General features: G+C 69.3%; 23 protein-coding genes. 11 read left to right on the top strand and 12 right to left on the bottom strand.

Annotated elements, in window-relative coordinates; translation table 11 throughout:
* Positions 1 to 26: 26 nt before the first annotated feature.
* Complete coding sequence (locus tag AC1DKV_RS09680; RefSeq protein ID WP_441615040.1) at positions 27 to 488, bottom strand: YjjA family protein; 462 nt, start codon at positions 486 to 488, stop codon at positions 27 to 29.
* Positions 489 to 936: 448 nt separating this feature from the next.
* Positions 937 to 1,899, bottom strand: a complete 963-nt coding sequence (locus AC1DKV_RS09675; RefSeq protein ID WP_441615038.1) for a GlxA family transcriptional regulator — start codon at positions 1,897 to 1,899, stop codon at positions 937 to 939.
* Between the two features lie 143 nt (positions 1,900 to 2,042).
* Here AC1DKV_RS09675 and AC1DKV_RS09670 point away from each other — a divergent pair, with 143 nt between their 5' ends.
* Positions 2,043 to 2,351, top strand: a complete 309-nt coding sequence (locus AC1DKV_RS09670; protein ID WP_441615113.1) for a DUF1272 domain-containing protein — start codon at positions 2,043 to 2,045, stop codon at positions 2,349 to 2,351.
* A gap of 15 nt (positions 2,352 to 2,366) precedes the next feature.
* Here the strand turns inward: AC1DKV_RS09670 and AC1DKV_RS09665 are convergent, their stop codons facing one another.
* Positions 2,367 to 2,702 carry a cupin domain-containing protein gene (locus tag AC1DKV_RS09665; protein WP_441615036.1) on the bottom strand — a complete coding sequence of 112 codons (336 nt, stop codon included), beginning with the start codon at positions 2,700 to 2,702 and terminating at the stop codon, positions 2,367 to 2,369.
* Positions 2,703 to 3,013: 311 nt separating this feature from the next.
* On the opposite strand from AC1DKV_RS09665, the gene AC1DKV_RS09660 reads away from it, so the two are divergent.
* Positions 3,014 to 3,436: a DUF3574 domain-containing protein gene (locus AC1DKV_RS09660; RefSeq protein WP_441615035.1), complete on the top strand. Its 423-nt coding sequence runs from the start codon at positions 3,014 to 3,016 to the stop codon at positions 3,434 to 3,436.
* A 51-nt stretch (positions 3,437 to 3,487) separates the two neighbouring features.
* On the opposite strand, the gene AC1DKV_RS09655 is transcribed toward AC1DKV_RS09660, so the two are convergent.
* Complete coding sequence (locus tag AC1DKV_RS09655; RefSeq protein ID WP_441615033.1) at positions 3,488 to 4,726, bottom strand: YbfB/YjiJ family MFS transporter; 1,239 nt, start codon at positions 4,724 to 4,726, stop codon at positions 3,488 to 3,490.
* 301 nt (positions 4,727 to 5,027) lie between these two features.
* Between AC1DKV_RS09655 and AC1DKV_RS09650 the strand changes: the two genes are divergently transcribed.
* Positions 5,028 to 5,426 (top strand): DUF6632 domain-containing protein, encoded by a 399-nt coding sequence (locus AC1DKV_RS09650; protein WP_441615031.1) that lies wholly within the window; start codon positions 5,028 to 5,030, stop codon positions 5,424 to 5,426.
* A gap of 51 nt (positions 5,427 to 5,477) precedes the next feature.
* On the opposite strand, the gene AC1DKV_RS09645 is transcribed toward AC1DKV_RS09650, so the two are convergent.
* The 3 genes from AC1DKV_RS09645 to AC1DKV_RS09635 all read right to left on the bottom strand — a co-directional run bounded on the left by AC1DKV_RS09645 (position 5,478) and on the right by AC1DKV_RS09635 (position 8,715).
* A complete protein-coding gene (locus AC1DKV_RS09645; RefSeq protein ID WP_441615029.1) occupies positions 5,478 to 5,912 on the bottom strand; it encodes a GFA family protein in 435 nt (144 codons plus the stop codon).
* A gap of 246 nt (positions 5,913 to 6,158) precedes the next feature.
* Positions 6,159 to 7,613 (bottom strand): GntP family permease, encoded by a 1,455-nt coding sequence (locus tag AC1DKV_RS09640; RefSeq protein WP_441643284.1) that lies wholly within the window; start codon positions 7,611 to 7,613, stop codon positions 6,159 to 6,161.
* Positions 7,614 to 7,809: 196 nt separating this feature from the next.
* On the bottom strand, positions 7,810 to 8,715 hold the full coding sequence (locus AC1DKV_RS09635) for a LysR substrate-binding domain-containing protein (protein ID WP_441615025.1): 906 nt from the start codon (positions 8,713 to 8,715) through the stop codon (positions 7,810 to 7,812).
* Positions 8,716 to 9,022: 307 nt separating this feature from the next.
* On the opposite strand from AC1DKV_RS09635, the gene AC1DKV_RS09630 reads away from it, so the two are divergent.
* The 6 genes from AC1DKV_RS09630 (at position 9,023) to AC1DKV_RS09605 (ending at position 16,143) form a co-directional block, all read left to right on the top strand.
* Positions 9,023 to 10,015 (top strand): Bug family tripartite tricarboxylate transporter substrate binding protein, encoded by a 993-nt coding sequence (locus AC1DKV_RS09630; protein ID WP_441615023.1) that lies wholly within the window; start codon positions 9,023 to 9,025, stop codon positions 10,013 to 10,015.
* A gap of 150 nt (positions 10,016 to 10,165) precedes the next feature.
* Positions 10,166 to 11,758 carry a gamma-glutamyltransferase family protein gene (locus tag AC1DKV_RS09625; protein ID WP_441615021.1) on the top strand — a complete coding sequence of 531 codons (1,593 nt, stop codon included), beginning with the start codon at positions 10,166 to 10,168 and terminating at the stop codon, positions 11,756 to 11,758.
* A gap of 124 nt (positions 11,759 to 11,882) precedes the next feature.
* Positions 11,883 to 12,104, top strand: a complete 222-nt coding sequence (locus AC1DKV_RS09620) for a hypothetical protein (protein ID WP_441615020.1) — start codon at positions 11,883 to 11,885, stop codon at positions 12,102 to 12,104.
* Positions 12,105 to 12,477: 373 nt separating this feature from the next.
* Positions 12,478 to 13,326 (top strand): presqualene diphosphate synthase HpnD, encoded by an 849-nt coding sequence (gene hpnD / locus AC1DKV_RS09615; protein WP_441615018.1) that lies wholly within the window; start codon positions 12,478 to 12,480, stop codon positions 13,324 to 13,326.
* A gap of 106 nt (positions 13,327 to 13,432) precedes the next feature.
* Positions 13,433 to 15,457, top strand: coding sequence for a squalene--hopene cyclase (gene shc / locus AC1DKV_RS09610; RefSeq protein ID WP_441615016.1), 2,025 nt, complete (start codon positions 13,433 to 13,435; stop codon positions 15,455 to 15,457).
* Between the two features lie 35 nt (positions 15,458 to 15,492).
* Positions 15,493 to 16,143: a phosphorylase gene (locus tag AC1DKV_RS09605; protein ID WP_441615015.1), complete on the top strand. Its 651-nt coding sequence runs from the start codon at positions 15,493 to 15,495 to the stop codon at positions 16,141 to 16,143.
* Positions 16,144 to 16,259: 116 nt separating this feature from the next.
* Here the strand turns inward: AC1DKV_RS09605 and AC1DKV_RS09600 are convergent, their stop codons facing one another.
* Together AC1DKV_RS09600 and hpnN are read right to left on the bottom strand one after the other, a co-directional pair.
* The gene (locus AC1DKV_RS09600; RefSeq protein WP_441615013.1) at positions 16,260 to 17,150 is read right to left on the bottom strand and encodes an MlaA family lipoprotein; all 891 of its coding nucleotides are present in this window, start codon (positions 17,148 to 17,150) and stop codon (positions 16,260 to 16,262) included.
* A 13-nt stretch (positions 17,151 to 17,163) separates the two neighbouring features.
* A complete protein-coding gene (gene hpnN / locus AC1DKV_RS09595; protein WP_441615011.1) occupies positions 17,164 to 19,836 on the bottom strand; it encodes a hopanoid transporter HpnN in 2,673 nt (890 codons plus the stop codon).
* Between the two features lie 418 nt (positions 19,837 to 20,254).
* Here hpnN and AC1DKV_RS09590 point away from each other — a divergent pair, with 418 nt between their 5' ends.
* Positions 20,255 to 20,893 carry an MlaC/ttg2D family ABC transporter substrate-binding protein gene (locus tag AC1DKV_RS09590; protein WP_441615009.1) on the top strand — a complete coding sequence of 213 codons (639 nt, stop codon included), beginning with the start codon at positions 20,255 to 20,257 and terminating at the stop codon, positions 20,891 to 20,893.
* Between the two features lie 77 nt (positions 20,894 to 20,970).
* Here the strand turns inward: AC1DKV_RS09590 and hpnH are convergent, their stop codons facing one another.
* Both hpnH and ispH read right to left on the bottom strand, forming a co-directional pair.
* Positions 20,971 to 22,134, bottom strand: coding sequence for an adenosyl-hopene transferase HpnH (hpnH, locus tag AC1DKV_RS09585; RefSeq protein ID WP_441615007.1), 1,164 nt, complete (start codon positions 22,132 to 22,134; stop codon positions 20,971 to 20,973).
* A 32-nt stretch (positions 22,135 to 22,166) separates the two neighbouring features.
* Positions 22,167 to 23,171, bottom strand: coding sequence for a 4-hydroxy-3-methylbut-2-enyl diphosphate reductase (gene ispH / locus AC1DKV_RS09580; protein ID WP_441615006.1), 1,005 nt, complete (start codon positions 23,169 to 23,171; stop codon positions 22,167 to 22,169).
* A gap of 158 nt (positions 23,172 to 23,329) precedes the next feature.
* Between ispH and hpnA the strand changes: the two genes are divergently transcribed.
* Positions 23,330 to 24,331, top strand: a complete 1,002-nt coding sequence (hpnA, locus tag AC1DKV_RS09575; protein WP_441615004.1) for a hopanoid-associated sugar epimerase — start codon at positions 23,330 to 23,332, stop codon at positions 24,329 to 24,331.
* A gap of 30 nt (positions 24,332 to 24,361) precedes the next feature.
* Here hpnA and AC1DKV_RS09570 read toward each other — a convergent pair whose 3' ends face one another.
* A complete protein-coding gene (locus AC1DKV_RS09570; protein ID WP_441615002.1) occupies positions 24,362 to 25,501 on the bottom strand; it encodes a glycosyltransferase in 1,140 nt (379 codons plus the stop codon).
* Positions 25,502 to 25,517: the final 16 nt, after the last annotated feature.

The following is a 25,517-nucleotide window of genomic DNA, read 5'->3' as shown; positions in this document are numbered from 1 at the left end:
CGCCGTTTGCGCGCCCGGCCCTATCCCTATAGCAGCGACTTGCCCTGCGCCAGGATCTTGTCGCAGACCTGCTTGGTGACCTGATCCTTGAGGCCGCCGCCGCTGAGGTCGAACTTGTTGCCGTCGCTGCTGCTGAGTATTCCCTTGGCGCCGTCCGTGTAGCCGGGGTCCGATGTCGCCGAGCCGCCGAGCTTGCCCATCAGCTGGTCCTTGACGGACGAAGCGCCGCCGCCGCCGAGGTAGTTGTTCTTGACGCAATACTCCAGCACACCGGCCACATTGCCGATGCTGCCGGAACTCAGCGATTGCAGCGAAGGCATGCCGCCGCCCAGGCTGCCGGCGAGGCCGCCCAGGCCGCCGGTGCTGCTTCCTCCGCCCTGCGTGGCTCCCTTGAGCATGTCGCCGATCTGCGCGTGGATCGCGGCCGCCGGCAGCAGGCCGGCGAGCAGGATCGACACGGCAGTGATGCGGTAGATGCTGGATTTCATGCGGTCTTCCTCCGGGGTGGGATCATGGCAGCTTCCAATATAGTGCGTGGCGGGCAGGCCATCGCCACGGGTGCACGGGCGCGACCCAGCCCGCGGCGCTCCGGCGCTGGCGCGCCCGGTAGCCGGATGCCCCTTGCGACCCACCGCAGGGACAATGCATCACTCGCGGGTGCGGCGCGGCCCATGCCGGCGCGGAAGCCGGCCCCGCATTTCCCCTGGATCGGCGGATCGGCAATGGCGGCGCGGCGGTATACGTGGCTGCCGGGCGGGAACTGCGGGGCCGCGATTGCTGGGTCGCGGTGCGCGCGCTCGCCCCGCTCATCTCCAGCCCGTTCTTCCTGGGGGCGTCGGCCAATGGCGTGGAGACCTCGGCCCCGCTCCACTGCGCCGGAGGCGGCACGGTCGCCCGCGCGACAGCGGCGCAAGACGCCACGGGCCGGGTCGCGCATCAAGCGGATGCCATGCGCCAGGCAGACGGCGTCACGGCCTCCTCCTGGCGCCATGCAGCCCGCAATGCGTGCGGGCTGGCAAAGCCGCAGTGCGCGGCCACCTGTTCCATGGGCCAGTCGCTTTCGCGCAGCAGCCGCCGCGCCAGCGCAACGCGCAATTGCTGCTGGTACTGCTTTAGCGTCACGCCGCATTGCTGGTGGAACAGCCGGGCCAGTTGCCGGTAGCTCAGCGCGAAGCGGGCGGCCAGCGCCGCATAGGGCAGCGCGTAGTCCGGCCGGGCCGTCAGGAAATCTTGCACGGCGTGGATGACCGCGTGATCGTGGTCGCGGTAGCGTAGTTGCGCGTCGAGCGCGGGATCCTGGCTCAGGCGGCGGAACGGCACCACGTTGTCGCGCGCCACGCGGATCGCCGCCGGCGCGCCGAAATCGCGCGCGATCAGGTGCAACGCCAGGTCGATGCCGGCCGTGACGCCGGCCGAGGTGACCAGCCCGCCGTCGTCGACCAGCAGCCGGTTAGCCAGCACGCGCGCGCGCGGATGGCGTTGCTGCAGCCGCTGGAGGTAGTCGTGGTGGGTGGTGCAGTCGCGCCCGTCGAGCAGCCCCGCGGCGCCCAGCAGCCAGGCGCCGGTGCAGACGCTGGCCAGCAGGATGTCGCCAAGGCGCGGGCGCGCAATGCGCTGCAGCCATTGCACGATCTGCCTGTTGCCCGGTGACAGCGGGGCGTCTGGCGCGAGCTTGCATCCCGCCACGATGACGGCATCGCCGTGCGCCAGCGTGGCCGGCAGGGGCTTGAGCGCGCTCAGCCTCAGGCCCTGGAAGCTCTCCAGCTCGCGTTCCGGTCCCACGCAGATGCACTCGACCGAGCCCAGCCCCAGCTCGCCCAGCGAGCCGAACAACTGCAGCGGCCCGGCCAGGTCGAGCACGTGCACTTTTGGCGGGAGGACGAAGTAGATCCGTTTCATTCGATGGCGGGGCGGGGCCGTTCAATGGATGGCATGTTTTTTACGCCGGGAGGCAGAGTATCTGCTTTGCGCCAGGCTGCTTTGTTTTTACCATGGCACATAACTTACCTGGCCATACTGGCCACCTCATCACGGGAGACATGATGCTACAGCTCAGACCGACTTGCGAACACTGCGACAAGGCGCTGCCGCCGGCTTCGGGCGAAGCGCGCATCTGCAGCTATGAATGCACGTTTTGCGCCGCGTGCGTGGACGATATCCTGCAGAACGTCTGTCCCAATTGCGGCGGCGGCTTCACGCCCAGGCCGGTGCGGCCCGCGCGCAACTGGAAGAACAACAATTGCCTCGGCAAGGACCCGGCCAGCACGCAGAAGAAGCACAAGCCGGTCGATCCGCAGGCACATGCGCTTTTTGCCGCGCCCATTGCCGGCATTGCGCCGGAACAGCGCTGAGCGGCCGGGAAAAAGCTATTCGTCCCGATGGTGCAGCAACGTCATCAGCACCGAAGCATCCTCGATGCCGCGCAGCGCGTGCGGTGCGCCGGGCGCCAGGTACATCAGGTCGCCGGCGTCCATGCGCTGGCTGCTGCCATGCGCCTCCATCTCGATCGCGCCCTCCAGGCAGAGCACGGTGATCGCGCCGGGCACGCTGTGTTCCGGGAGCGACTTGCCGGCCGGCAGCACCAGTCGCATGACCTGCAGGTCCGCTGCGCGCACCAGCGTCAGGTTCTGGGCCTGCCGCAGCGCGGCGCCCAGCGGGCGGAGTTTGACGATCTCACCGGTTGCTGCGTGATGCTGAGCCATGACCATTCTCCATCGATGCGGACGCGCCGGCAGGTGGCCGGCGCCATGTGAAGGGGACTTCCGCCAGCTGTCGCCAGCCATGCTACCGGAATAGCGCAGCACCCGCCCCGGCGCAAGGGCGCGCTGGCGTCAGCACGCGCCAGGCCGTGGCAGCCTTACCGAAACACGCCCGCTCGCCGGACCGGCGGCGCTGCAATGGCTTGCCCCCGGCGCCGTGATTTTCTAGCATGGTTGCGCAGGCGCGGCTTGCCGCGAATACCGCGGCGGTCCCGCCGTCCCGACACACCGCGCGTACCCACGGAGCCTTGTCCTTGCTGCTTCGCCTTCGCCTTCGCCTTGCCGCGGCCCTGGTGCCGGTCCTTGCGGCTGCCGCCTGCGCCAGCGTGCCGGGCCTGCCGTGCGCGCCAGGCGAACATCGCGCCGTTGCCGAGTTGATGTATTTCGGCACGGCCATGCCGGGCGGGACGGTGTCGGAAGACGCATGGGCCGCCTTCCTGCGCGATTCCGCCACCCCGCGCTTTCCGCAGGGTTTGACAGTATGGCGGGCGGCCGGACAGTGGCGCGCGCCGGGCCCGGAGGGGATCGGGCGCGAAGCAGCCTATGTGCTGAGCATCGTGCATGGAGATGACGACGCTAGCAACGCTGCGGTGCGCGCCATTGCCGCGGAGTACAAGGCGCGCTTCAGCCAGGAGGCGGTGCTGCGGACCAGAAGCGCGGTCTGCGCCGCGTTCTAGCGCGCAGATTCCCGGCGGAGCGCCTCGCCGGGCTGGATGGATGGTTCGCTCTCAGTGCGCGCGGCTTGCGTCCTGGCGGCGCACCGCGAAGTCTGCGAGCAGCGCCACGACCAGCGCCACGCCGCCGCAGGCGAAGATCAGCGCATAGTTGTTGTGCGAAACGCCGAACAGATAGGAGTAGCCGTAGCCGCCGAGCGCCTGGAATAGCGCGAACGCCGTGGTGGCGCGGCTCCACGCGGCACGCTGCTCGACATGGTCGTGCGGCACCATTTCATGGATGCGGCCCAGCGTAAGCGGCACGATGCCGGGCGTGAAAATACCGAGGATGACCGTGGCAACGCCGATCAGCACGGCGCTGCCCGACAGCGCCAGCATGGCCGCTGCAAGCGCCTGCAGCGCCAGCGCGATGCGATAGGCGGAGCGGAAGCCGATGCGGTCCGCGACGTTGCCGCACAGGACCGGGCCGGCGATGGCCGCAATGCCGTACAAGACCCAATAGCTCGCACCGACGGCCGCACCGCGGCCGAGCCCGCGCGCTACATAATCGACCAGCAGCACCATGGCTGGCACCAGGCCCAGCGCGTTCGCTGCGTACTGGGCATACAACACCCGCATGGCCGTGTTCGCGCCGCGGGCCGGGGCGGCAGCGGATTGCGCTGGCGCGCTAGCGGCGCCGGCGGCTTGCGCTGCGTTATCGCCGGGCCAGCCGAACCAGCTCACCGCGGTCAGCACGAGGGCAACCACGCCGAGCCCGAGCCACGTGTCCCGCAGGCCAAGCTGCAGCAGTTGCGGAACGATGGTGCCGGACGCGGCGATGCCAAGGCCCAGCCCGAGGAAGATCATGCCCCCCGCGAAGCCGCGGCGCGCCGGCGGGATGTGCGGCAGGATCGTGGTCGCCACCAGCACCATGATGGCGCCGCCCGACAAGCCCGAAGCAAAGCGCCACAGGAAGAACCAGCTCACGGAAAGCGGAAAGCCGCAGGCAAAGAAGGCCACCGTGGCGACCAGCATCAGCAAGCGCAGCGCGCTGCGGTTGGACAGCGCGCTGGCGAGCGGGCGGCCCAGCAAGGCGCCGGCCAGGTAGCCGGCGAAATTGGCCGCGCCGAGCGTCACTGCTTGTGACGAGGTGAACCAGTGCGCCTGGATCAGCGAAGGGATCAGGGGCGTGTAGGCGAACCGGGCCAGCCCGATGGCGACCAGGCTGCCGCAAAGGCCGGCCAGCATGGCGAACATGGCTTGCGCATCCAGCGCGCTGGCGCGGCCTGGCATGGCAAGGGTGTCTTGTGACATGAACTTCTCCTGCGATGGACCCGAAGCCGTTGGCGACAGGCCTTCCATTGTGGGAACGGCGTCAGCGTGAAAGCGATTGCCTTGTTTTGTTGCGATCGATATAGAACGGATACTATAACACTCGATATAAAACGCAAGCAGATTTTTTGTGGCAAATAGTGCACAGCAGGACGAGATGGCCGGGCCCGCTTCATGCCGGTCTGTTCGGCACCCCGCATGCCGGGCCCGGCATGCGTTGAGACCCGCGGATGCGCGTGAAACAATGGCCTGGCGTGTTAGCTATGCAAACGGGAGAGCGAAAATGACAGACAACGCCCGCCTTCGGCTGCTCCGGATCGCGCTGGTAGTGGTGGGCGCGGTTGCGCTCGCGCTCTATCCGCTGATGGTGCTGTGGCCATCCGGCTGGGCATGGCACAGCGGGTACTCGGACTATCCGCTGATGATCGTCGGCATCTACGCGACGCTGGGTGTGTTCCTGATCCTCGCGGCGCGCGATCCGCTGCGCCACCTGAGCCTGATCTGGTTCACGGTGTGGTCGAGCCTGGTGCACGGCGGCATCATGGCTGTCGAGGCGCTCGCGAGCGTGCACCAGCGCGGGCACCTGCTTGGCGACGTGCCCGGTTTGCTTATCGCAGCAGCGGTGCTGGCCGTGCTGACACCGCGCGGATCGACGGTGCGGCGGCTGCGCGGGGAGCGCTAGGCCGCGGGCCGGGCGCTCCGGGGCAGGCCGGCCGCCCGGAGGTGCCGGGCGCTATGCGCCGGCCGGCAGGATCTCCACATCCGCAATCCAGTTGCGCTGCCGCCGCGCCAGCCGGTCCTCCGTGCTTTCGCCGTCGAAGGTGGTGCTTGCGGGATGGCGCACCAGCGCCGGATCCACGCCTTCCAGCGCATTGACGCTGACCACCGCATAGAGCCGCCCGCCGATCTGGCAGCTGACCAGCGGGACCACACCGCAGCGGGTGCAGACATGGAAGCGGGCAGTCTCGGTGCCGAAGGCGTATCCGGAGACGGCGGCGGGGTCCTTGACGATGACCCTCAGCGAGCCCTCGGGGCAGGAGGTCCAGACCCCGCCATGCTTGGTGCAGAACGAGCAGGTGCAGCGGCGCGCGGGGATCTCCGGCGCGTCGGACTTCCAGTCGAGCGTGAACGAGATATTGCCGCAGTGGCAGCTGCCGGTGGTGAGCATGCGACGGCTCCGGGGTTCCGATAAGGACGTTGAACGGATGCATCCTGCATTGGGGAGATGCAGCGTCCGGCGACCATATCACGAGTGAGCGCAGGGGCGGAACACGGGCGTGAATCCTGCCCCACCGGCAACCCGCTGCCGGACGACCGTACCTCGGTGACGAAAGACGTGGCGCGCCCTGCCGCTACCGCGCCGGTGCAACGTGCATTCGCCCGGGAGCCAGGATCGCGGCGGCCGCAGCCGTCGTTAGAAGGATCCGAAGGTCCCGCCGATGAGGATCACCGCGACCAGTGCGGCGATGGGGCCGGCGATGCCCACCACCACGATGTCACGATAGCTCTCGCGGTGGGTGGTGCCGCACACCGCCAGCAGGGTTACCACCGCGCCGTTGTGCGGCAGGCTGTCGAGCGTGCCGGCGCCGATCACGGCGACACGGTGCATCAGGGCCGGGTCGATGCCGGTGACTTCGGCCAGTTGCAGATAGGTGCCGCCGAGCGCCTGCAGCGCGATGGTCAGGCCGCCCGAGGCCGAGCCGGTCAGCGCGGCCAGCACATTGGTGGCCACCGCGAGCGATACCAGCGGACCGCCCTCGATCGACAGCACCCAGTCGCGCACCACGTCGAAGCCGGGCAGGGCTGCCACCACCGCGCCGAAACCCACCAGGCTGGCCACGCTCACGGCCGGCAGCACGGCCGCATTGGCGCCGGCGTCCATGCTCTCGCGCAGCTTGCGCAGGCGCTTGCGGTGCAGGATCAGCAGGCAGAGCGTGGCGGCCGCCAGCGCCACGATTACCGACCACACCCCGCCCAGCGCCGCCAGGCTGGTGCCGCCCCAGCGCTCGTCGGCCAGGTAGCCGGCGTCCTGGCGCGGCAGTACCAGCAGGCTCATGACCAGGTTGACGGCGACCACCACCACCAGCGGCGCGAAGGCGCTCCACACGGCAGGCAGTTCTTCGCTGCGCGCGCCGCGGTGGGCCTCGGCGGGATCGAATTCGCGCGCCACGGTGGCGCGCTCGCGCACCAGCGCATCGTCGGCAGCGCGGTCGGCGCAAGCCAGCGCATGGTCGCCGAAGGTCTCGCCCGCGCGGCGCGCGGCACGCTCCACCCGCCCCAGCCACCAGAGCCCGAAGCCCAGCATGATGGCCGCGGCAATCACGCCCAGGCCCGGCGCGGCGAACGGCGTGGTGCCGAAGAACGGCATGGGGATGGCGTTCTGGATGGCCGGCGTGCCCGGCAGCGCGGACATGGTGAAGGTGGAGGTCCCAAGCGCGATCGCAGCCGGCATCAGCCGGCGCGGGATCTGCGCGGCGGCAAACAGCGCCTGTGCCATCGGCGCCAGCACGAAAAAGGCCACGAACAGGCTGACCCCGCCATAGGTGACCAGCGCACCGGCCAGCACCACCGCCAGGATGGCCCGCCGCGGGCCGAGCTTGAGGATCATCCAGGCGGCGATGGCGTTGACCGAGCCGCTGTCGTCCATCAGCTTGCCGAACAGCGCGCCCAGCAGGAACAGCGGGAAGAACTGCGCGAAGAAGCCCGCCGCATTGGCCATGAAGGTCTGGGTCCAGTGCGCCAGCAGCGGCTCGCCCGCCGTGGCCGCGGCCAGCAGCGCGGCGGCCGGCGCCAGCAGCAGGATGCTCCAGCCCCGGTAGGCCAGCCAGATCAGCAGGCCAAGGGCGAACAGGATGCCAGCAAGACCCATGGGGCAGTTCTCCCGTAGCAGTTGGTCGAGGTCGCAGGAGGAGCGCCGGCACAGCGCATCCACGTGCCGGGACAGCAGGCCGGAGGCGGCCTCGCGTCCCGGTTCGGGCGCCGGCCCGGGCCAGTCGCGGGGGCAATCCGCAAACGTCTACAGCATAGGTGACGCCGGCATGCGGCGTGGCGCACGCGGCGCCACGCTATTGCGCCTGCCGCTCCAGCACCTCCCAGAGTTCGAGCAGGGTAGGGTTGCCGGCGTGGGCCGCGCGGTAGGCGCAGATGTCGAGTCCGGAGTGCCATGTGGCATCGCCGGCCGGCACCAGGGTGCCCGCGGCCAGCGCGTCGGCCGCGGTGGTGCGCGGCAGCCAGGCCACGCCGTGCCCTTCGATGGCCATCTTCATCAGCAGGATCGCCATATCCGCCTCGTAGCAGCGCTCCAGGGGGCGGCGCGGCGGCGTGCCTTCCAGGATGACCTCCACCACGCGCCCGAGCGTGGTGCCGGCGGTATAGGCCAGGTAGGGAATCGGCTTGTGGCCGCTGCCGCCCAGCGAGAACAGCGGGCCGCCGCGCAAGTTGGGCGCGCTCAGCGGCATCAGCAGGTCATGGCCCACGGTCAGGCTGCGGAACTTGTCGGTATCCAGCGAGACCGGCACGCGCGCATGGTTGTAGCCCAGCATCAGGTCGCAGTTGCCCTCCGACAAGGCCACCACCGCTTCGAGCACGTTGGCGGCCACCACGCGTGCATTGAACTGGCCGTAGCGGGCCTGGCAGGCTTTGAGCCAGGTGGGCAGGAAGGTCAGCGACAAGGTGTGCCCGGCGGCGATCTGGATGGCCTTGCCCGGCATGCGGCTTTCCTGGCGCAGGGTGGCGCGCGCGTCCATCAGCAGGGTCAGCGCTTCGCGGCCGCTGGCGCAGAAGGTCTTGCCCGCGGGCGTGAGATCGAGCGGGAAGGTGTTGCGGTCGACCAGCACCGCGCCGGCCCAGTCTTCCAGGGAGCGGATGCGCCGCGACAGGGCCGATTGCGTGATGTGCCGCAACTCGGCGGCACGCGAGAAGCTGCGGGTCTTTTCCAGGACCAGCAGGTCGTCGATCCATTTCAGTTGCATGGCTTGCGCGTTCCTAGGACTGTTTCGGGTGGTCCCGTGAACGGATCGCCGCGGGCCTCTCGCACGGATCTTCCACAGGGGTATTCCATTTTCGCATAGCCTTATGGCCGATCCGCATCCCGGTGTCCGGAAGCCCGCCCTAGAATCATCACTTCCCATCAGCCGGCATATCGCCCGAAGGCGAAGCAGATCCAGCATGACAGGGGCGCGCAAACAAGCTGGCAGGCAAAGCGGCTGCGCCCTGGAACGCATCCGAACCTACCTAGGCAGTCAACGTCTCTCGACGCTTTCCGGAGCTACCCTGATCATGTTCACGCAGTCGCTTTTCCGCACACGTTCGTGCCATGCCGGCCTGCTGCTGGCACTGGCCCTCGGCGCCGCCGCGCCGGCCGCCGCCGCGGACTATCCCGACCACCCGGTGCAACTGGTGTTGTCCTTCCCGCCGTCCGGCGCCACCGACGTGCTGGCGCGTGCGGTGGGGCAGCGCTTGTCCACCGTGCTCAGGCAGCCCGTGGTGGTGGACAACCGCCCGGGCGCGGGCGGCGCCATCGGCATGGGCTACGCGGCCAAGGCCGCGCCCGACGGCTACACGCTGTACCTGGCTGCCGTCAGCAATGCCGCCATCGCGGCAGCCACGTACAACAGCCAGCCTGCCAGCCTGAGCCGGGATTTCGTGCCCATCGCGGGCATCGGCACCGTGCCGCATATCCTGGTGGTGCCGGCCTCGCTGCCGGTGCATTCGGTGCCCGAGCTGGTGAGCCTGCTCAAGGCCTCGCCCGGCAAGTACAACTTCGCCTCGCAGGGCGCCGGCACGCTGTCGCACCTGGAATCGGAGCTGTTCAAGCTGCGCACCGGGGTGGACGTGGTGCACGTGCCATACAAGGGCAGCTCGTTCGCACTGCCGGACCTGATCGCCGGGCGCTCCACCCTGATGTTCGACAGCATTCCCTCGGCGCTGCCGCATGTGAAATCCGGCAAGCTGCGCCTGCTGGCGGTGGCGTCCGGGCAGCGCGTGAGTTCGCTGCCCGATGCGCAGACCGTGACCGAGGCGGGCATCCGCGATTTCCGTGCCGACAACCTGTTTGGCCTGGTCGCGCCGAAGGGCACGCCGCCGCAGGTGGTCCGGCAGCTTGCCGCCGCCATGAAGGAGGTGCTGGCCTCGCCCGAGCTTGGCGCGTCGATGGAAGCGCAGGGCGTGCAGATCAAGTACACCCCGCCCGAGCAGTTCGGCCAGATGATCGGCGACGAGATGCGCACGTGGGAAAAGGTGGCGCGCGCGGCCAACGTGCGGATCGAATAGACGCAGCCGTGAAGACATCGCGCTTTCCGTCGTTTTCTTGTTCTTGAAGTGCCCGGCAGCAGCCGTCCCGCGACGGTGGCTACCGGGCGTTGCAGTCCCCTGATTCCTCAACTTTCAATCGCCGCTCACCGGGCGCAAGCGCTTAGTCCCATGACCAATTTCTGGAATTTCCCCTATCCCTCGCAGCGCGTGCCGGTCCTGGCCGACAACGTGGTGGCCACCTCGCAGCCGCTGGCGGCCGCGGCCGGGCTGCGCATGCTGGCCCGCGGCGGCAACGCCGTGGACGCGGCGCTGGCCACCGCCATCGCCCTGACCGTGGTCGAGCCCTGCATGAACGGGATCGGTGGCGATGCCTTCGCGCTGATCTGGGACGGCAAGGAACTGCACGGCCTGAACGCCAGCGGCCGCGCGCCCGCGGCCTGGACGCCGGAGTATTTCTCGCGCTACGACAGCATGCCCCCCAACGGCTGGGACACCGTGACCGTGCCAGGCGCGGTGTCCGGCTGGCGTGCCACCTGGGAAAAGTTCGGCAGCCTGCCGTTCGCTGACCTGTTCGAGCCCGCGCTGGAATATGCGCGCAATGGCTACCTGGTCTCGCACACCGTGCACCGCCAGTGGCAGGCGCAGGTGCCGGTGCTGATCGACAAGCCGGGCTTTGCCGACGCCTTCGCGCCGAACGGCCGCGCGCCGCTGCCGGGCGAGCGCTTTATCTGCGAGGGCCAGGCGCGGACGCTGGCCCGCATCGCCGAGACCAAGGGCGACGATTTCTATCATGGCGAACTGGCCGGCCGCATTGCCGCGCACGCGCGCGCCACCGGCGGGCTGATCACCGAGGCGGACCTGGCCGCGCACCGCGCTGACTGGGTCCAGCCGATCAGCACGGCCTACCGCGACCTGGAGCTGTTCGAGATCGGCCCGAACGGGCAGGGCATCGGCGCGCTGATGGCGCTGGGCATGCTGGAACAGTTCGACGTGGCCGGCATGGGCGTGGACTCCGCCGCGGCCATCCACGTGCAGGTGGAAGCCATGAAGCTGGCCTTTGCCGACCTGCATGCCTACGTAGGCGACCACACGGCGATGACCGAGGTGCAGGCGGCCGATCTGCTGGATCGCCGCTACCTGGCCAGCCGCGCCAGGACCATCGACCTCGAGCGTGCCGGCGCGGCCGGCCCCGGCAAGCCGCACAGCGGCGGCACGGTCTACCTGACCGCGGCGGACCGCAACGGCATGATGGTTTCGTACATCCAGTCCAATTTCAAGGGCTTCGGCTCCGGCGTGGTGGTGCCCGGCACCGGCATCGCGCTGCATAACCGCGGCTGGGGCTTCAACCTCAAGCCCGGCCACCCCAACCAGGTCAGTCCCGGCAAGCGGCCGTTCCACACCATCATCCCCGGCTTCCTGATGCGCCAGGGCAAGCCGCTGGCCAGCTTCGGCGTGATGGGTGGCTCGATGCAGGCCCAGGGCCATGTGCAGATGGCCAGCCGCCTGGCGGACTTCGGCCAGAACCCGCAAGCCGCGTGCGACGGCCCGCGCTGGCGTGTGCTGGACGACAACAGCACCATCTCGGTGGAATGGAACTGCCCGGAAGCCACCGTGGCAGGGCTGCGCGCGCGCGGGCACAAGGTCGAGGTGGCGCCGCAGGGCAACCTGGACTTCGGCGGCGCCCAGATAGCGATGCGGCTCGACAGCGGCTACGCGGCCGCTTCGGATCACCGCAAGGACGGCTATCCGGTGGGATTCTGAGCACCGGGCTTCCGTTCTCGCGGCGCGGGGAACATGGCGCGATGTGTGGGCTGGAACACATCAGGCAGGCGCAGGTGGGGCATAGACTGAGGGCGTCCTGATTGCCAGCCCAAGGGAGGCCGCCATGGAAGCGCTCCGTTCGCGTCGCTTGCTCGACCGTGTTTCGCCGGCAGTGCTGGCCGATCTTCGCAGGATGCAGGCGGCCACCGAATGGGCCCTGGCACAGGCCGCGGCCGACCGGGTGCCGGTGGATCCGGCCGGCAAGGGGTTCGAATTTGCCCGCTATGATCCCGGCCTGAGAGGGTTTGTCGTGCTCCGGCTGCGAGGCCGGGTAAGCGGCGCCTGAGCCGCGCCCCGCACGACCGCGCGCCTGCGTGTCTTTCGCAGGCGGGCGCGCCGGCTCGTCTGATCCCTGCTTTTGTGATTCATCGGGATATTGATGGGCGCTCGATGGGCGCTTGATAGACGCTTCCAGCGGTGCATGTCGAGCACTTCCCGGGCGCATTCGCCGCCGCTCTGCGCAGCCCGCCCCCTGCATTCCCGCGCCCTGGCGTCCGAAGTTCACCCCGCTGCCCGCTAGCAGGCCCTCCACGGCGCGCCTTGCTATAATCCCGAATTACCCAAAATCATGCCGCCCTGGCTGTGCGTGCCTTTTCCCGTGTGCTTTTCCGGGAACGGGGCGTGCGGCGGAGGCGGCTCAACGCGTGACGGGGAGTTACGTGGCCGGAACCGATATCGCAGTGCAAAACGTCCCACCCGCAGGCAATGCCGTCTCGTCCGGCAGTTCGTTCCATGCCGCCATGAAGATCCTGCCTGCCGTGCAGCGGCAGGCGATGTTCGAGATCTATGCCTTCTGCCGGGCGGTGGACGATATCGCCGACGGCGATGACCCGCGTCCCGCGCGCCTGGCCGGGCTGGATGCCTGGCGCGCCGACCTGGCCGCCTGCTATGCCGGTTCGCCGCCGCCCGCCTTGCGCGGCTTGCATGCGCAGATCCAGCGCTTCGGGCTGCTGCAGGAGGATTTCCTGGCGGTCATCGATGGCATGGCCATGGATGTGGTGGGCGATGTGCGCGCGCCCGACGCCGCCACGCTGGACCTGTATTGCGATCGCGTGGCGAGCGCGGTTGGCCGGCTTGCGGTGCGCGTGTTCGGCATGGAGCGCGATGCCGGCGTGGCGCTGGCCTATCACCTGGGCCGTGCGCTGCAGCTGACCAATATCCTGCGCGACATCGACGAGGACGCCGGGCTGGGCCGCGTGTACCTGCCGGCCGAAGCGCTCACCAATGCTGGCGTGCCGCTGGGCGCGCCGCAGGCCATCGTCGGCCATCCGGCCGTGGGCCGCGCCTGCCTGGAAGTGGCGGGGCAGGCCCAGGCGCACTATGACAAGGCGTTCGCGATCATGGCGAACTGCCCGCGCCGCGTGGTGCGCTCGCCGCGCATCATGGGCGAGGTCTACCACGTGGTGCTGCAGCGCTTGCTGGCCCGCGGCTGGACCACGCCGCGCGAACGGGTGAGGGTGCCCCGCGCCCGCGCGCTCTGGATCCTGTTGCGGCACGGTCTCGTCTGAGGCGGTGCGCTGATTTGCCGCCGTACGCGGTCGCCGCCCGTCATGGGCCCGGCGAGCGTGCGGCATTGCTGTAATTTGCGTTGTTGAAGAGAGGACATCGAAACCGATGAGCCAAGTAGCAATATCCACCGATCCGGCCATCCCTGCGGCTGTCGCGCACGGCGCGCCGCAGGCGGGCGCGCTGGAAGGCGCGATCGGCCGCGCGCAGGACGCCCTGCTGGCGGCCCAGCAGCCGGACGGCCATTGGGTGTTCGAGCTGGAAGCCGACGCCACCATCCCGGCCGAGTACGTCCTGCTGGTGCATTACCTGGGCGAGACCGCCGATACCGTGCTGGAAGCGCGCATCGCGCGCTACCTGCGCCGCATCCAGAATGCCGACGGCGGCTGGCCGCTGTTCCACCAGGGCGCGTCCGACATCAGCGCCAGCGTGAAGGCGTATTTCGCGCTGAAGATGATCGGTGACGACCCCGATGCCGAGCACATGCGCCGCGCGCGCGCCTCCATTCATGCGCAGGGCGGCGCCGAGGGCAGCAATGTCTTCACCCGCACGCTGCTGGCGCTGTACGGCGTGATGCCGTGGCAGGCGGTGCCGATGATGCCGGTGGAGATCATGCTGCTGCCCCTGTGGTTCCCGTTCCATCTTTCCAAGGTGGCGTACTGGGCCCGCACGGTGATCGTGCCGCTGCTGGTGCTCAACAGCCTGCGTCCGCAGGCGCGCAATCCGCGCGGCGTGGGCATCGACGAGCTGTTCCTGCGCCCGTGCCAGGCCACGCGCCTGCCAGCCAAGGCGCCCCACCAGGGACGCGCGTGGTTCAGCTTCTTCCGCGTGGTCGATGCCGGCCTGCGCGTGGCCGAGCCGCTGTTCCCGCGCAGCCTGCGCAAGCGCGCCATCGACCGTGCGGAGCGGTTCGTGCGCGAACGCCTGAACGGCGAGGACGGCCTGGGCGCCATCTTCCCGGCCATGGCGAACGCCGTGATGATGTTCGACGTGCTGGGCGTGCCGAGGACCGATCCGGACGTGGCGATCGCGCGCGCGTCCGTCGAGAAGCTGCTGGTGGTGCATGGCGACGAAGCGTATTGCCAGCCTTGCCTGTCGCCGGTGTGGGACACCTCGCTGGCCAGCCATGCCCTGCTGGAAGCCGGCGGCGCGCGCGCCGAGGCGGCCGCCGAGCGCGGCCTGCAATGGCTGGTGCCGCTGCAGGAGCTGGACGTGCGCGGCGACTGGATCGTGCGGCGCCCGGACGTGCGCCCCGGCGGCTGGGCCTTCCAGTACGCCAATCCGCATTACCCGGACGTGGACGACACCGCCGTGGTGGCCATGGCCATGGACCGCGCCGCGCGCGTGGGCGCCGGCGCGCCCGCCGTGACGGCGGCCAGCCACCGCGAGCGCTATGGCGAAGCCGTTTCGCGCGCGCGCGAATGGGTCGAAGGCATGCAGAGCAGCAACGGCGGCTGGGGTGCCTTCGAGCCCGAGAACACGCACGAGTACCTCAACAACATTCCGTTCGCCGACCACGGCGCGCTGCTCGATCCGCCCACCGCCGATGTCTCGGCGCGCTGCCTGTCGATGCTGGCGCAGCTCGGCGAGAGCGCCACCAGCAGCGACGCCTTCAAGCGCGCGCTGCGCTACCTGCTGGACGAGCAGATGGCCGACGGCAGCTGGTATGGCCGCTGGGGCATGAACTATATCTACGGCACCTGGAGCGCCTTGTGCGCGCTCAACGCCGCGGGCATGGACCCGGAGGCGCCGGAGATGCGCCGCGCCGCCGAGTGGCTGATCTCGATCCAGAACGCCGACGGTGGCTGGGGCGAGGACGGCAGCAGCTACCGCCTCGACTACAAGGGCTACGAGCCCGCGCCGAGCGTGGCCTCGCAGACCGCGTGGGCGGTGCTGGCGCTGATGGCGGCCGGCGCCGTCGATCATCCGGCCGTGGCGCGCGGCATCGATTACCTGGTCGGCACGCAGCAGGCCGATGGCCTGTGGAACGAAGCGCGCTTCACCGCGGTGGGCTTCCCGCGCGTGTTCTACCTGCGTTACCACGGCTACGCGCGTTTCTTCCCGCTGTGGGCGCTGGCCCGCTTCCGCAACCTGCGCCGCGACGGCACGCGGGCGGTGGCGTGGGGGATGTAAGCACGGCAGTCCCGGCGCCGCGCCGCGCCGGTCCCATGCTCGTGGTGACCGGCATGCGCTTCGAGGCCCGCATTGCCGCGGGACCCGGCATCGAAACCCTGCATGGCCTGCGCGCCGAGGCGCTGGCGCAAGGCCTGCGCGAGCGCCTGGCGCAGCCCTGCGCCGGGGTGATCAGCTTCGGCGTGGCCGGCGGGCTGGATCCCGCGCTGCTGCCCGGCAAGGTGATCCTCGCCACCGGCATCCGCGCAGGCGCCAGCTTCTGGCCGGCCGATGCCGCCTGGCTGCGGGCGCTGTCCCGGTCTCTGCCCGATGCCGTCGCCGGCACGCTCGCCGGCGATGATTCACCGGTTACCTCCGTGGCCGCCAAGAGCGCGCTGCATGCCGCCACCGGCGCGCTGGCAGCCGACATGGAATCCCATATCGCAGCACGCATCGCGCACGAATACGGCGTCCCCTTCGCCGCCTGCCGCGTGGTGGTGGATCCGGCCGCGCGCGATGTCCCGCCCGCTGCGGTGGCCGGCATGGGTGCGGACGGCGGGACCGATATCTGGGCGGTATTGAAGTCTTTGCTGGCCGGGCCCGGCCAGTTGCCGGACCTGCTCAGGCTGGCGCGCGATGCGAAGCGCGCGAGGCTGGGGCTGGAAGCGGCACGGCGCCGCGTGGGAACGGGATTCGGGCTGGCCTGAACGGGGCTCGAACGGGCTTGATGGGGCTTGATGGGGCTTGCGCCGGAATCAGGACGATTCCGGCAGGCGGGCAGCCTGGGCGCTCCTCGGCGCCCGGGCCACCACAAGGCTGATGACTATTCCTTCCTGGTGCTCTCGTCCGGCGCCTTTTCCGCGCCGCCGGCTGGCGGCGGAACCGGTGCCGCCGTTGCCTCGGCCGGTGTAGCGGCCGGCGCAGAGGCCGGTGCAGAGGCCGGTGCGCCGGGCGCCGCGGCCGGCGCGGCATCCGCCGGCGCGTCGTCGTCTTCATATTGCGGCAGCTTGCCGCTGCCGCCGTCGATCAGGTACTGGCGCCGCTGCAGGTATCCATCCCGTACGAAACTGTATTTGTCCAGCGCCGCCAGCGTCAGCAGGTCGGTCGCGCCCAGCGCATTGGTGCGGGCATCGAGGAAACCCAGGAAGTACAGGCCGTAGCGGTAGTCCTGGTCGACCCACGTGGTGGGCGAGATCTGGAAGTTCACGTACAGGCCGATCCCGTCGCGGATCGAGCTGGGGCCGAACAGCGGCAGCACCAGGTACGGGCCCGAGGGTATGCCCCACACGCCCATGGTCAGGCCGAAGTCCTGTGCGTGCTTGCTAAGGCCGGCCGGCGTGGCGATATCGATCAGGCCGCCGATGCCGAGCGTGGAGTTGACGGCGATCCGCATGAAGGTCTCGGCCGCGTCGACGCCCTTGCCCTGCAGCACGTTGTTGACGAAATTGCCGACGTCGGCGAGGTTCGAGTAGAAGTTGGTGATGGCGGTGCGCACGGGCTGCGGCGTGACGGCGCGATAGCCCTTGGCCAATGGGGTCGCCACGTATTCGTCGGCCTTGTCATTGATCGTGAATATGACGCGGTTGAACGGCTCGATGGGGTCGTTCGGGCTGGCCTGGGGGCCGCTGGCGCAGGCTGTGGCCAGCAGCGCGAGGGACAGCGCCGGCAGCAGCCGGGTAATACTGGAGGGACGGTAATCGGAACGGGTCGTCATGGTTGGCGGGTTTTCAGTGGACCGGCCCCTTGGCAGGCGCGGACCGCTTGCGCGGCTTGCCCATCAGGATCGGCTGGAAGAAGACGGCGCCGGCCAGCGTGCACGCCAGCGCCAGCGCCAGCAGCTTGCCCATGCTGGCGGTGCCCGGATGCTGCGACAGCCAGAGGCTGCCGAAGGCGGTGGCGGTGGTGGCGGCGCTGAAGAGCACGGCGTGGGTCAGCGGCGATTGCAGCAGGTGCGTCTTGCCTTCGCGCCAGGCAATCACATAGTAGATCTTGAATGCCACGCCGATGCCGAACAGCAGCGGCAGCGCAATCACGTTGGCGAAATTGAGCGGGATGCCGAACACCACGCACAGCTCCAGCGTCAGCAGCGCCGAGACCAGCAGCGGCACCAGCGTGCGCAGCACGTCGCCCACGCGGCGCAGCGTCACCCACAGCAAGATGGTGATCGACACCACGGCCCACACGCCGGCCTGGGCGAAGGCGGTCATGATGGTGTCGGCCGAGCCGCGGATCGAGATCGGCCCGCCCACGGCATCCGGCGCAACGCCTTGCACGGCATCGATAAAGCGCTTGAGCGCGGCGTCGCGCAGATCGCTGTCGACGCTGGAGGCGTCGGCATCGCCGGGCTTGGCCGCGGCGGGGAGCTTGGGACTCACGCTGACCAGCGCCTGGCCGTCCGGTGCGACCCAGTCGCGCACCATGGCGGGCGGCAGCGATGCCTGCGTGACCGGCTGCGGCGACAGGGTGCGCTGCAGGCGCGCCAGCGCCAGGCGCAGCGGCAGGGCGATGGCCTGCTCCGCGCGGTCGCGCGTGGCGGCATCGGCGGCGGCGAGCTTGCGCAGCGACGCGGCCAGGTGGCTGGCCTGCGTCGCGCCGGGGCCGGGATGGTCTTCGGCGGCGAGCGCCAGCTGGCGCGCCGCGTTCTTGAGCGAGCTGACGCGGCGCTCGTCGTTGGCCGGCGTGGCCACGGTCTGCGTCAGCACCGGCATCAGGCTGGCGCTCGCATCGGCGATCAGCGCCAGCTTGGCCGGCTGGTCGTCGGGAATGAAGGTCTGCAGCGTGACCACGCGCGACACCTCGGGCAGCGCCGCCAGGCGGGCGGCGGCGGCCTTGGCGGCATCCAGCGAGGGGGTCAGCACATTGACATTGTCGGTGCCGGCCTGGGGCGCATCCTTGAGCGAGAGCAGCGTCGCCATCGATTCGGAGTGCGGATCCTTGAGGTGCAGCGGATCGAAATCGAAGCGCAGGTGCATCAGCAGCGGCGCGCCCGCCAGGATCACGCCGAGGGTGGCGATCAGGACCTGGGTGCGGTAGCGCTCGAAGAAGGCGTCGGCGGGCGCCAGCCACTTGAAGCCTGGCACGTCGAGCCGGCCGGCTTCGTCCTTCGGGCGCATCACGGTGATCAGCGCCGGCAGCAGGGTAATGGTGGTGCTGAAGGCCACCAGCATGCCCACGCCGGCGATCTTGCCCAGCTCCGCCACGCCGCGGTAGTCGGTCGGCAGGAAGCAGAAGAAGGCGGCCGCGGTGGCGGCCGCGGCCAGCGCGAGCGGCACGCCTACCGCCTTGGCGGCGCAGGCGAGCGCGTCGGGGATGTCGGGGTGTGTGTGGCGCTCGGCGCGGTAGCGCACGCCGAACTGGATGCCGAAGTCCACGCCCAGGCCGACGAACAGCACGGCGAAGGCGACCGAGATCATGTTCAGCGCGCCCACCATGGCCAGTCCCAGCGCGGCGGTGATGGCCAGGCCGACCAGCAGGCTGGCCAGCACCGCCATGATCAGCCGCTTGGAGCGCAGCGCCAGCCACAGGATCAGGATCACCACCAGCAGGGTCAGCACGCCGTTCATGGCGGCGCCTTCCTTGACCGAGGCGAACTCGTCGTCGGCCAGCGCCTGCGAGCCGGTCAGGTGCACGCTGGCGCCGAAGCGCTTGTCCAGCCCGAGCTTGAGCGCAGTGGCGCGGATGGCTTCGGCCGCGCCGGCGCCGGCCTGCAGGTCGGCGTAGTCGAGCACGGGGCTGAGCGCGACGAAGGACATCGCCGTGGCGCCGGGCGCCAGCTCCTGGCCGGAGTCGACCAGCCCGGTCCAGGACAGCGCGCCCGGCTTGCCGGCCAGCACCTGGTCGACCACCCCGGCGCTGCTGCCGAGCAGCTTGGCCATGTCGCCCAGCTTGATCTGACCCAGCTGCAGCGGCAGGTTCAGCGTGGTGGTGAGCGTGTCGGACAGGCCGCGCAGGGTCGGGTCGTGCGCCAGCGCGTTGAGCAGCGGGCGCGCCTGCTTGAGCTGGGAGGTCACGTCACGCAGCTTGGCGGTATCGAGGAAGAGCAGGCCGTTGTGCTCGAAGAAATCGCCGGCGCCGGGCTGGCTGACCGCGCGAAAGCGCGTGGTCTGCTGCCCGAGCGCCTTGGCCAGCTCGTCGGCGGCGGCATCGGCCAGCTCGGGGGCCGGCGCCTTCACCACGGCCAGGATCATCTGGTCGCGCTGGGGAAAGGCGGCGCTGACCGCGGCATCACGTTTCGCCCAGGGCTGGTCCGATTCCAGCAGGCGGCTGATATCGGTATTGATGGCGAAGTGCCGAGCCACATAGATACCGCTGACGATGGTCAGCAACAGCGCAAGCGCGATCACGGGCCAGGCGCGGCGGGTGGAGAACTTGACGATGCGAATGACCGACGACGTCAGCATGGGCGATATGGGGACCTGAGTGATGCGCTACGGCGGGCGCGGTAAAAGATACACGCGGAGGTACCGCGCACGGTACGCCGCAAGGTGCCGCTCTGGTCGCAATGCGAAGCCTCATGCAAGCGACAAGACGAAGCAAAGGCACAAAGCGGCAGCCGCGAGTATAACGGGACGGCACGGCATGGCGCTCGGGTACCGGGCCGCGCCGCGGTGCGCGCGAGGCGCCACGCGGGCGAGCCGGGCCCGGTGCGTGCCTGCGCCGGTACGCTATACTGCCCCGTCATGTGCGCGCAAGCCGTCTGCAGCCTGGCTTTTGTGGCGCTGAGGCGCGCTGCGGCACTCTCCATGTCTGGTTTCCTTGGCAAAGCCGCCGGACCCGTCCGACGGTCGACCCGACCGGCATTTTCAGGTCTAAATTCGCATGAAGACACACGGTATTGCTTTCCAGGCCCTGGTTCCGCTCGCGGCGGTGGCCATGGTATCGGCCGCGCAGGCGCAATCGGTGGACAAGTCCTCGCCGGACCGCCTGGTGCGGGCCGCGGTCGAGGGCGTGATCAGCACGATCCAGTCCAGCCCGGATACGCGCAGCGGCGACCTGGCCAAGATCACGGCCGTGGTGGAGCGCCAGTTCCTGCCCTACGCCGACTTCGAGCGTACCACCCGGCTGGCGGTGGGCAGCGCCTGGCGCAATGCCACGCCCGAGCAGCAGAAGCAACTCTACGAGCAGTTCCAGACCCTGCTGGTGCGCAGCTATGCGGTATCGCTGTCACAGTTGCGCGAGCAGAAGGTGAAATTCAGCTACAAGCCGGTCCTGGCCGCGGCCAATGCCACCGATGTGGTGGTGGAGACGCGGGTGCAGAACAACGGCGACGATATGCAGATCGACTACCGTCTGCAGCGCAGCGGCAACGGCTGGAAGATCTATGACATCAACATGATGGGGGCCTGGCTGATCGAGGTGTACCGCCGCCAGTTCGCCGACATCGTGGCGCGCAACGGCATCGACGGGCTGCTCAAGTACCTCGTCAACCACAACGCACGCCGGACCGCGGACGCCTGAGCGCCCGCCGGCAGCCGCGCCGGGCGGTACGCAAGGTACCGCGGCGCGGCGCTCCCGTCGGGGAGCGTCCCGGGTGCTTAGTGGGCGGCCGCCTTGCGCGTGGCGGCGTCGTTGGCTGCCTTGGCCTTGGAGCGGCCGATCTCTTCGAGCTTGATCTCGACGTGCTTCGAGAACACGTAGTCGGCGGGGCGCTGCTTGTCCAGCGGGATATCCGGGGCCATCGGGCCCGAGGTACGCACGCCGCGCAGGGACACGCCCAGCGCCTTGAGCGGATGGGAGATGGTGTCGGCCACGGCGGTGGCTTCGAAGCCGCTGTGTACCATGCAGTCGGCGCACTTTTCGTAGTTGCCGGTGCCGTAGGCGTCCCAGTCGGTGGTGTCCATCAATTCCTTGAAGGTCTTCACATAACCTTCGCCCAGCAGGTAGCACGGACGTTGCCAGCCGAACACCGTGCGCGCCGGGTTGCCCCAGGGCGTGCAGTGATAGGTCTGGTTGCCGGCCAGGAAGTCCAGGAACAGCGTGGACTGGCTGAATGCCCATTTCTTGCCGTTCTGGCCGCGCTGCAGGATGTCGCGGAACAGCTGCTTGGTCTTGCCGCGGTTCAGGAAGTGCTGCTGGTCCGGCGCGCGCTCGTAGGCATAGCCCGGCGACACGGTGATGCCATCCACGCCGATTTCCTTGACCGAGTCGAAGAACTTCGCGACCTTTTCCGGCTCGGCGTTGTTGAACAGCGTGCAGTTGATGTTGACCCGGAAGCCGCGCGCCTTGGCCGCGCGGATCGCCGCCACGGCGCGGTCGTAGACGCCTTCCTGGCTGACTGCGTGGTCGTGCATGTCGCGGTCGCCGTCCAGGTGGACCGACCACACGAAGTAGGGGTTGGGCTCGTACTGGTCCAGCTTCTTTTCCATCAGCAGCGCGTTGGTGCACAGGTAGACGAAGCGCTTGCGGGCGATGATGCCCCGCACGATCTCCGGCATGTCACGGTGCAGCAGCGGCTCGCCGCCGGCGATGGACACCACCGGCGCGCCGCATTCGTCGACGGCGCCCAGGCATTCCGCCACGGACAGGCGCTGGTTCAGGATTTCGTCCGGATAGTCGATCTTGCCGCAGCCGTTGCACGCCAGGTTGCATCGGAACAGGGGCTCGAGCATCAGCGCCAGGGGGTAGCGCTTGTTGCCGGACAGATGCTGCTTGACGACGTAGGCGCCCACGCGGGCGACTTGCAGAAAGGGAATGGCCATTTACTTCCTTCTTATATGGGGGCGGCCGGGCATTACCCGGCGGCGGTTTGCGGGTCCGGCTGCGGCGCGGCCTCGGGGGTGGCCTTGCTGGCAGCCGTGCGCTTGCGCGCGGGCGGGTCGGCCAGTTCGGCGGGCAGCCGGAATTCAGCGTGTTCCTCGCGGCCGTCCATGGTGGAGACTTCCACCGGACCCAGGCGGCGCAGCGTGGCGATCACGTCCATGACCATCTCCTCGGGGGCGGAGGCGCCAGCGGTGATGCCGACGACTTCGACGCCGCGCACCCATTCGGGGTTCAGCTCGCTGCCATCGGCGATCAGATAGCTGGGCACGCCGCTTTCCGTGCCGATTTCGCGCAGCCGGTTGGAGTTGGAGCTATTGGTGGCGCCGATCACGAGGATCAGTTCCACCTGTTTGGAGAGTTCGCGCACCGCGCTCTGGCGGTTTTGCGTTGCATAGCAAATGTCGCGCGTATCCGGCCCCACCAGATTGGCGAAGCGGCGGGTCAGCGCGGCAATGATATTACGTGTGTCGTCCACGCTGAGCGTGGTCTGCGTCACATAGGCGACCGGGGTGTCTTCCGGCAGCTCCAGCTCGGCGACTTCTGCCTCGCTCTGCACCAGGATCACCTTGCCCGGGATCTGGCCCATGGTGCCTTCGACTTCAGGGTGGCCGGCATGGCCGATCAGGATCACGGTGCGGCCGCTGGCGGCGTACTGGCGCCCCTGGGTGTGGACCTTGATCACCAGCGGGCAGGTCGCGTCGATCGAGTGCAGCTCGCGGGTGCGTGCGTCGGCCTCGACGTCCTTGGATACGCCATGCGCGCTGAAAATGGTGACGGCGCCGCTAGGCACTTCGTCCAGTTCTTCGACGAAGCGCGCGCCTTTGCGCCTCAGTCCTTCTACAACGTGCTTGTTGTGCACGATTTCATGTCGCACGAACACCGGGGCACCGTGCTTGAGCAATGCGCGGTCTACAATCTCGATCGCGCGCACTACACCGGCACAGAAGCCACGGGGTTGAGCAAGAATCACCTGCATAAAGATAGGCCCCCCGACCCAGTCAACGGGTTCAGCATTAGTTGATATTCCGGAATCACTTTCCCGTCATACGGTGGTTACTATATACCCGTGCCGCAACCTTTGCCCGGCACCTGGCTTTCGCCAGCAACACTTTGAGGTTTTTTTCCGTGAGTAATATGACGTCAGGAGACTATGTGCTGGTAACCGGCGCCTCCGGCTTTCTCGGATCGGCGGTGGCACGACAGGCTCTGGCGCGCGGCTTCCGGGTGCGCGCGATGGTACGCGCCCAAAGCCCGCGGCGCAACCTTGACGGGTTGCCCGTGGAGATCGCGGAAGGCGACATGCGCGACGCGCGCGCGATGGAGGCAGCGCTCAGGGGCGTGCGCTACCTGTTCCATGTGGCGGCCGATTATCGCTTGTGGGCGCCGGATCCCGAGGAAATCGTCCGCACCAACGTGGCCGGCACCGAGGCCGTGATGGGCGCCGCGCAGACCTGCGGGGTGGAGCGCATCGTCTACACCAGCAGCGTGGCGACCCTGCGTGTCGCGGGCGCCACGGCGCCGGTCGCCGAAGATGCGCCGATGGGCGGCCACGAAGCCATTGGCGCTTACAAGCGCAGCAAGGTGCTGGCCGAGCGCGTGGTGGAGCGCATGGTGGCCCGCGACGGGCTGCCTGCGGTGATCGTCAATCCCTCCACGCCGATCGGTCCGCGCGACGTGCGGCCCACGCCGACCGGCCGCATCATCGTCGAGGCAGCCAGCGGCAAGATCCCGGCCTTCGTCGATACCGGCCTCAACCTGGTCCATGTGGACGACGTGGCCGCAGGCCACATGCTCGCGCTGGACCGCGGCGTCACCGGCGAGCGCTACATCCTGGGCGGGCAGGACGTCACCCTGCAGCAGATGCTGGCCGACCTCGCTGCCATGACGGGTCGGCGCCCGCCCACCATCAAGCTGCCGCGCTGGCCGCTCTATCCGCTGGCCTACGCGGCCGAAGCGGTGGCCCGCGTGACCGGCAAGGAGCCGTTCCTGACGGCCGACGGCCTGTCCATGTCGAAATACCAGATGTTCTTCAGCTCGGAAAAGGCGCGCCGGGTGCTTGGCTACCAGGCCAGGCCCTACCAGGAAGCGCTGCGCGAGGCACTGGAGTGGTTCCGCGGCGCAGGCTACCTGCGCTGAGCCCGGGCCGGGCAGGTCCCGGCCTGGCGCTCAGCCGCGCTGCGGCGCCTGCGAGCGGCCTTTCCACTGGCCGCCCTTGCGCAGCCAGTAGCGGCGCGCGGAGTCGACGGTCGCGCCCAGGTAGAACAGCGCGGTCAGCGGCAGCAGCGGCGCCAGCCACGGCGGCTGGCGGTATTCGCGCAGCATCGGCGCGTAGGCCAGCGACATCGCCAGCCAGGCCGCCCAGGCCGGCCACAGGCGCGCTCCGCCCGCCAGCGCCAGCACGGGCGGCGCCAGGTAGGTCAGCGCCATGCCGGCCACCGCGCCGGCAAGCAGCAGCGGCGAGTAGCGCAGCTGCGTGTAGGCGCTGCGGGTGATCATGTCCCACAGGCTGCGCCAGTCGTCGTAGGGACGCACCGAAACGCTGTCGTCGGCCAGGTCCAGGCGGATCGAACCGCCTTGCTTGATGCACGCCGCGAGGCTGCAGTCGTCGATCAGTTCCCCGCGGATCGCCTCGAACCCGCCGATGCGGGCCAGTGCCGTGCGCCGCGCCAGCATGCAGCCGCCCGCGGCGGCCGCCACCCGGCTGCGCTTGTCGTTGACATGGGCGAAGGGGTACAACTTGGCGAAGAAGAAGACAAAAGCCGGCACGATCATGCGCTCCCACCACGAGGCACAGCGCAGCCGCACCATCAGCGATACCAGGTCGCGCTGCTCGTGTTCCGCGCGGGCCACCAGCTGCTTCAGCACACCGGCGCCATGATGGATGTCGGCATCGGTCAGCCACACCCAGGCCGCGCCCGGTGCCAGCGCATCGGCTGCTTCCAGCCCTTGCGACTGGGCCCAGACCTTGCCGCTCCAGCCCGCCGGCAGATCCCGCGCCGTGATGACGCTCAGGGAATCCGCCTTGCCCAGCGCCGCGGCCGCGCTGCGCGCCTTGTCCGCGGTACCGTCGGTGCTGTGATCGTCCACCACCACCAGATGCAGCCGCGCGGGATAGTCCTGGCCCAGTGCGCTGGCCACGGCCCCGCCGATCACCGTCGCCTCGTTGCGGGCGGGAATGATGGCGACGACCTCCGGCCACCGCGCCGGCGCGGGCGCGGGGGCGGGCTTGCGCACGCGCCAGAAGCCGCCGCGGCCGGCCAGCAGCACGCACCAGATGGCGAGCGGGATCAGGGACAACAAGAACATCTCAAAGCACTCCGGA

This window comes from Cupriavidus sp. 05T41, assembly GCF_056396525.1.
The sequence above is the reverse complement of the archived record's forward strand: the minus strand, read 5'-3'. Positions and strand labels throughout refer to the sequence as shown.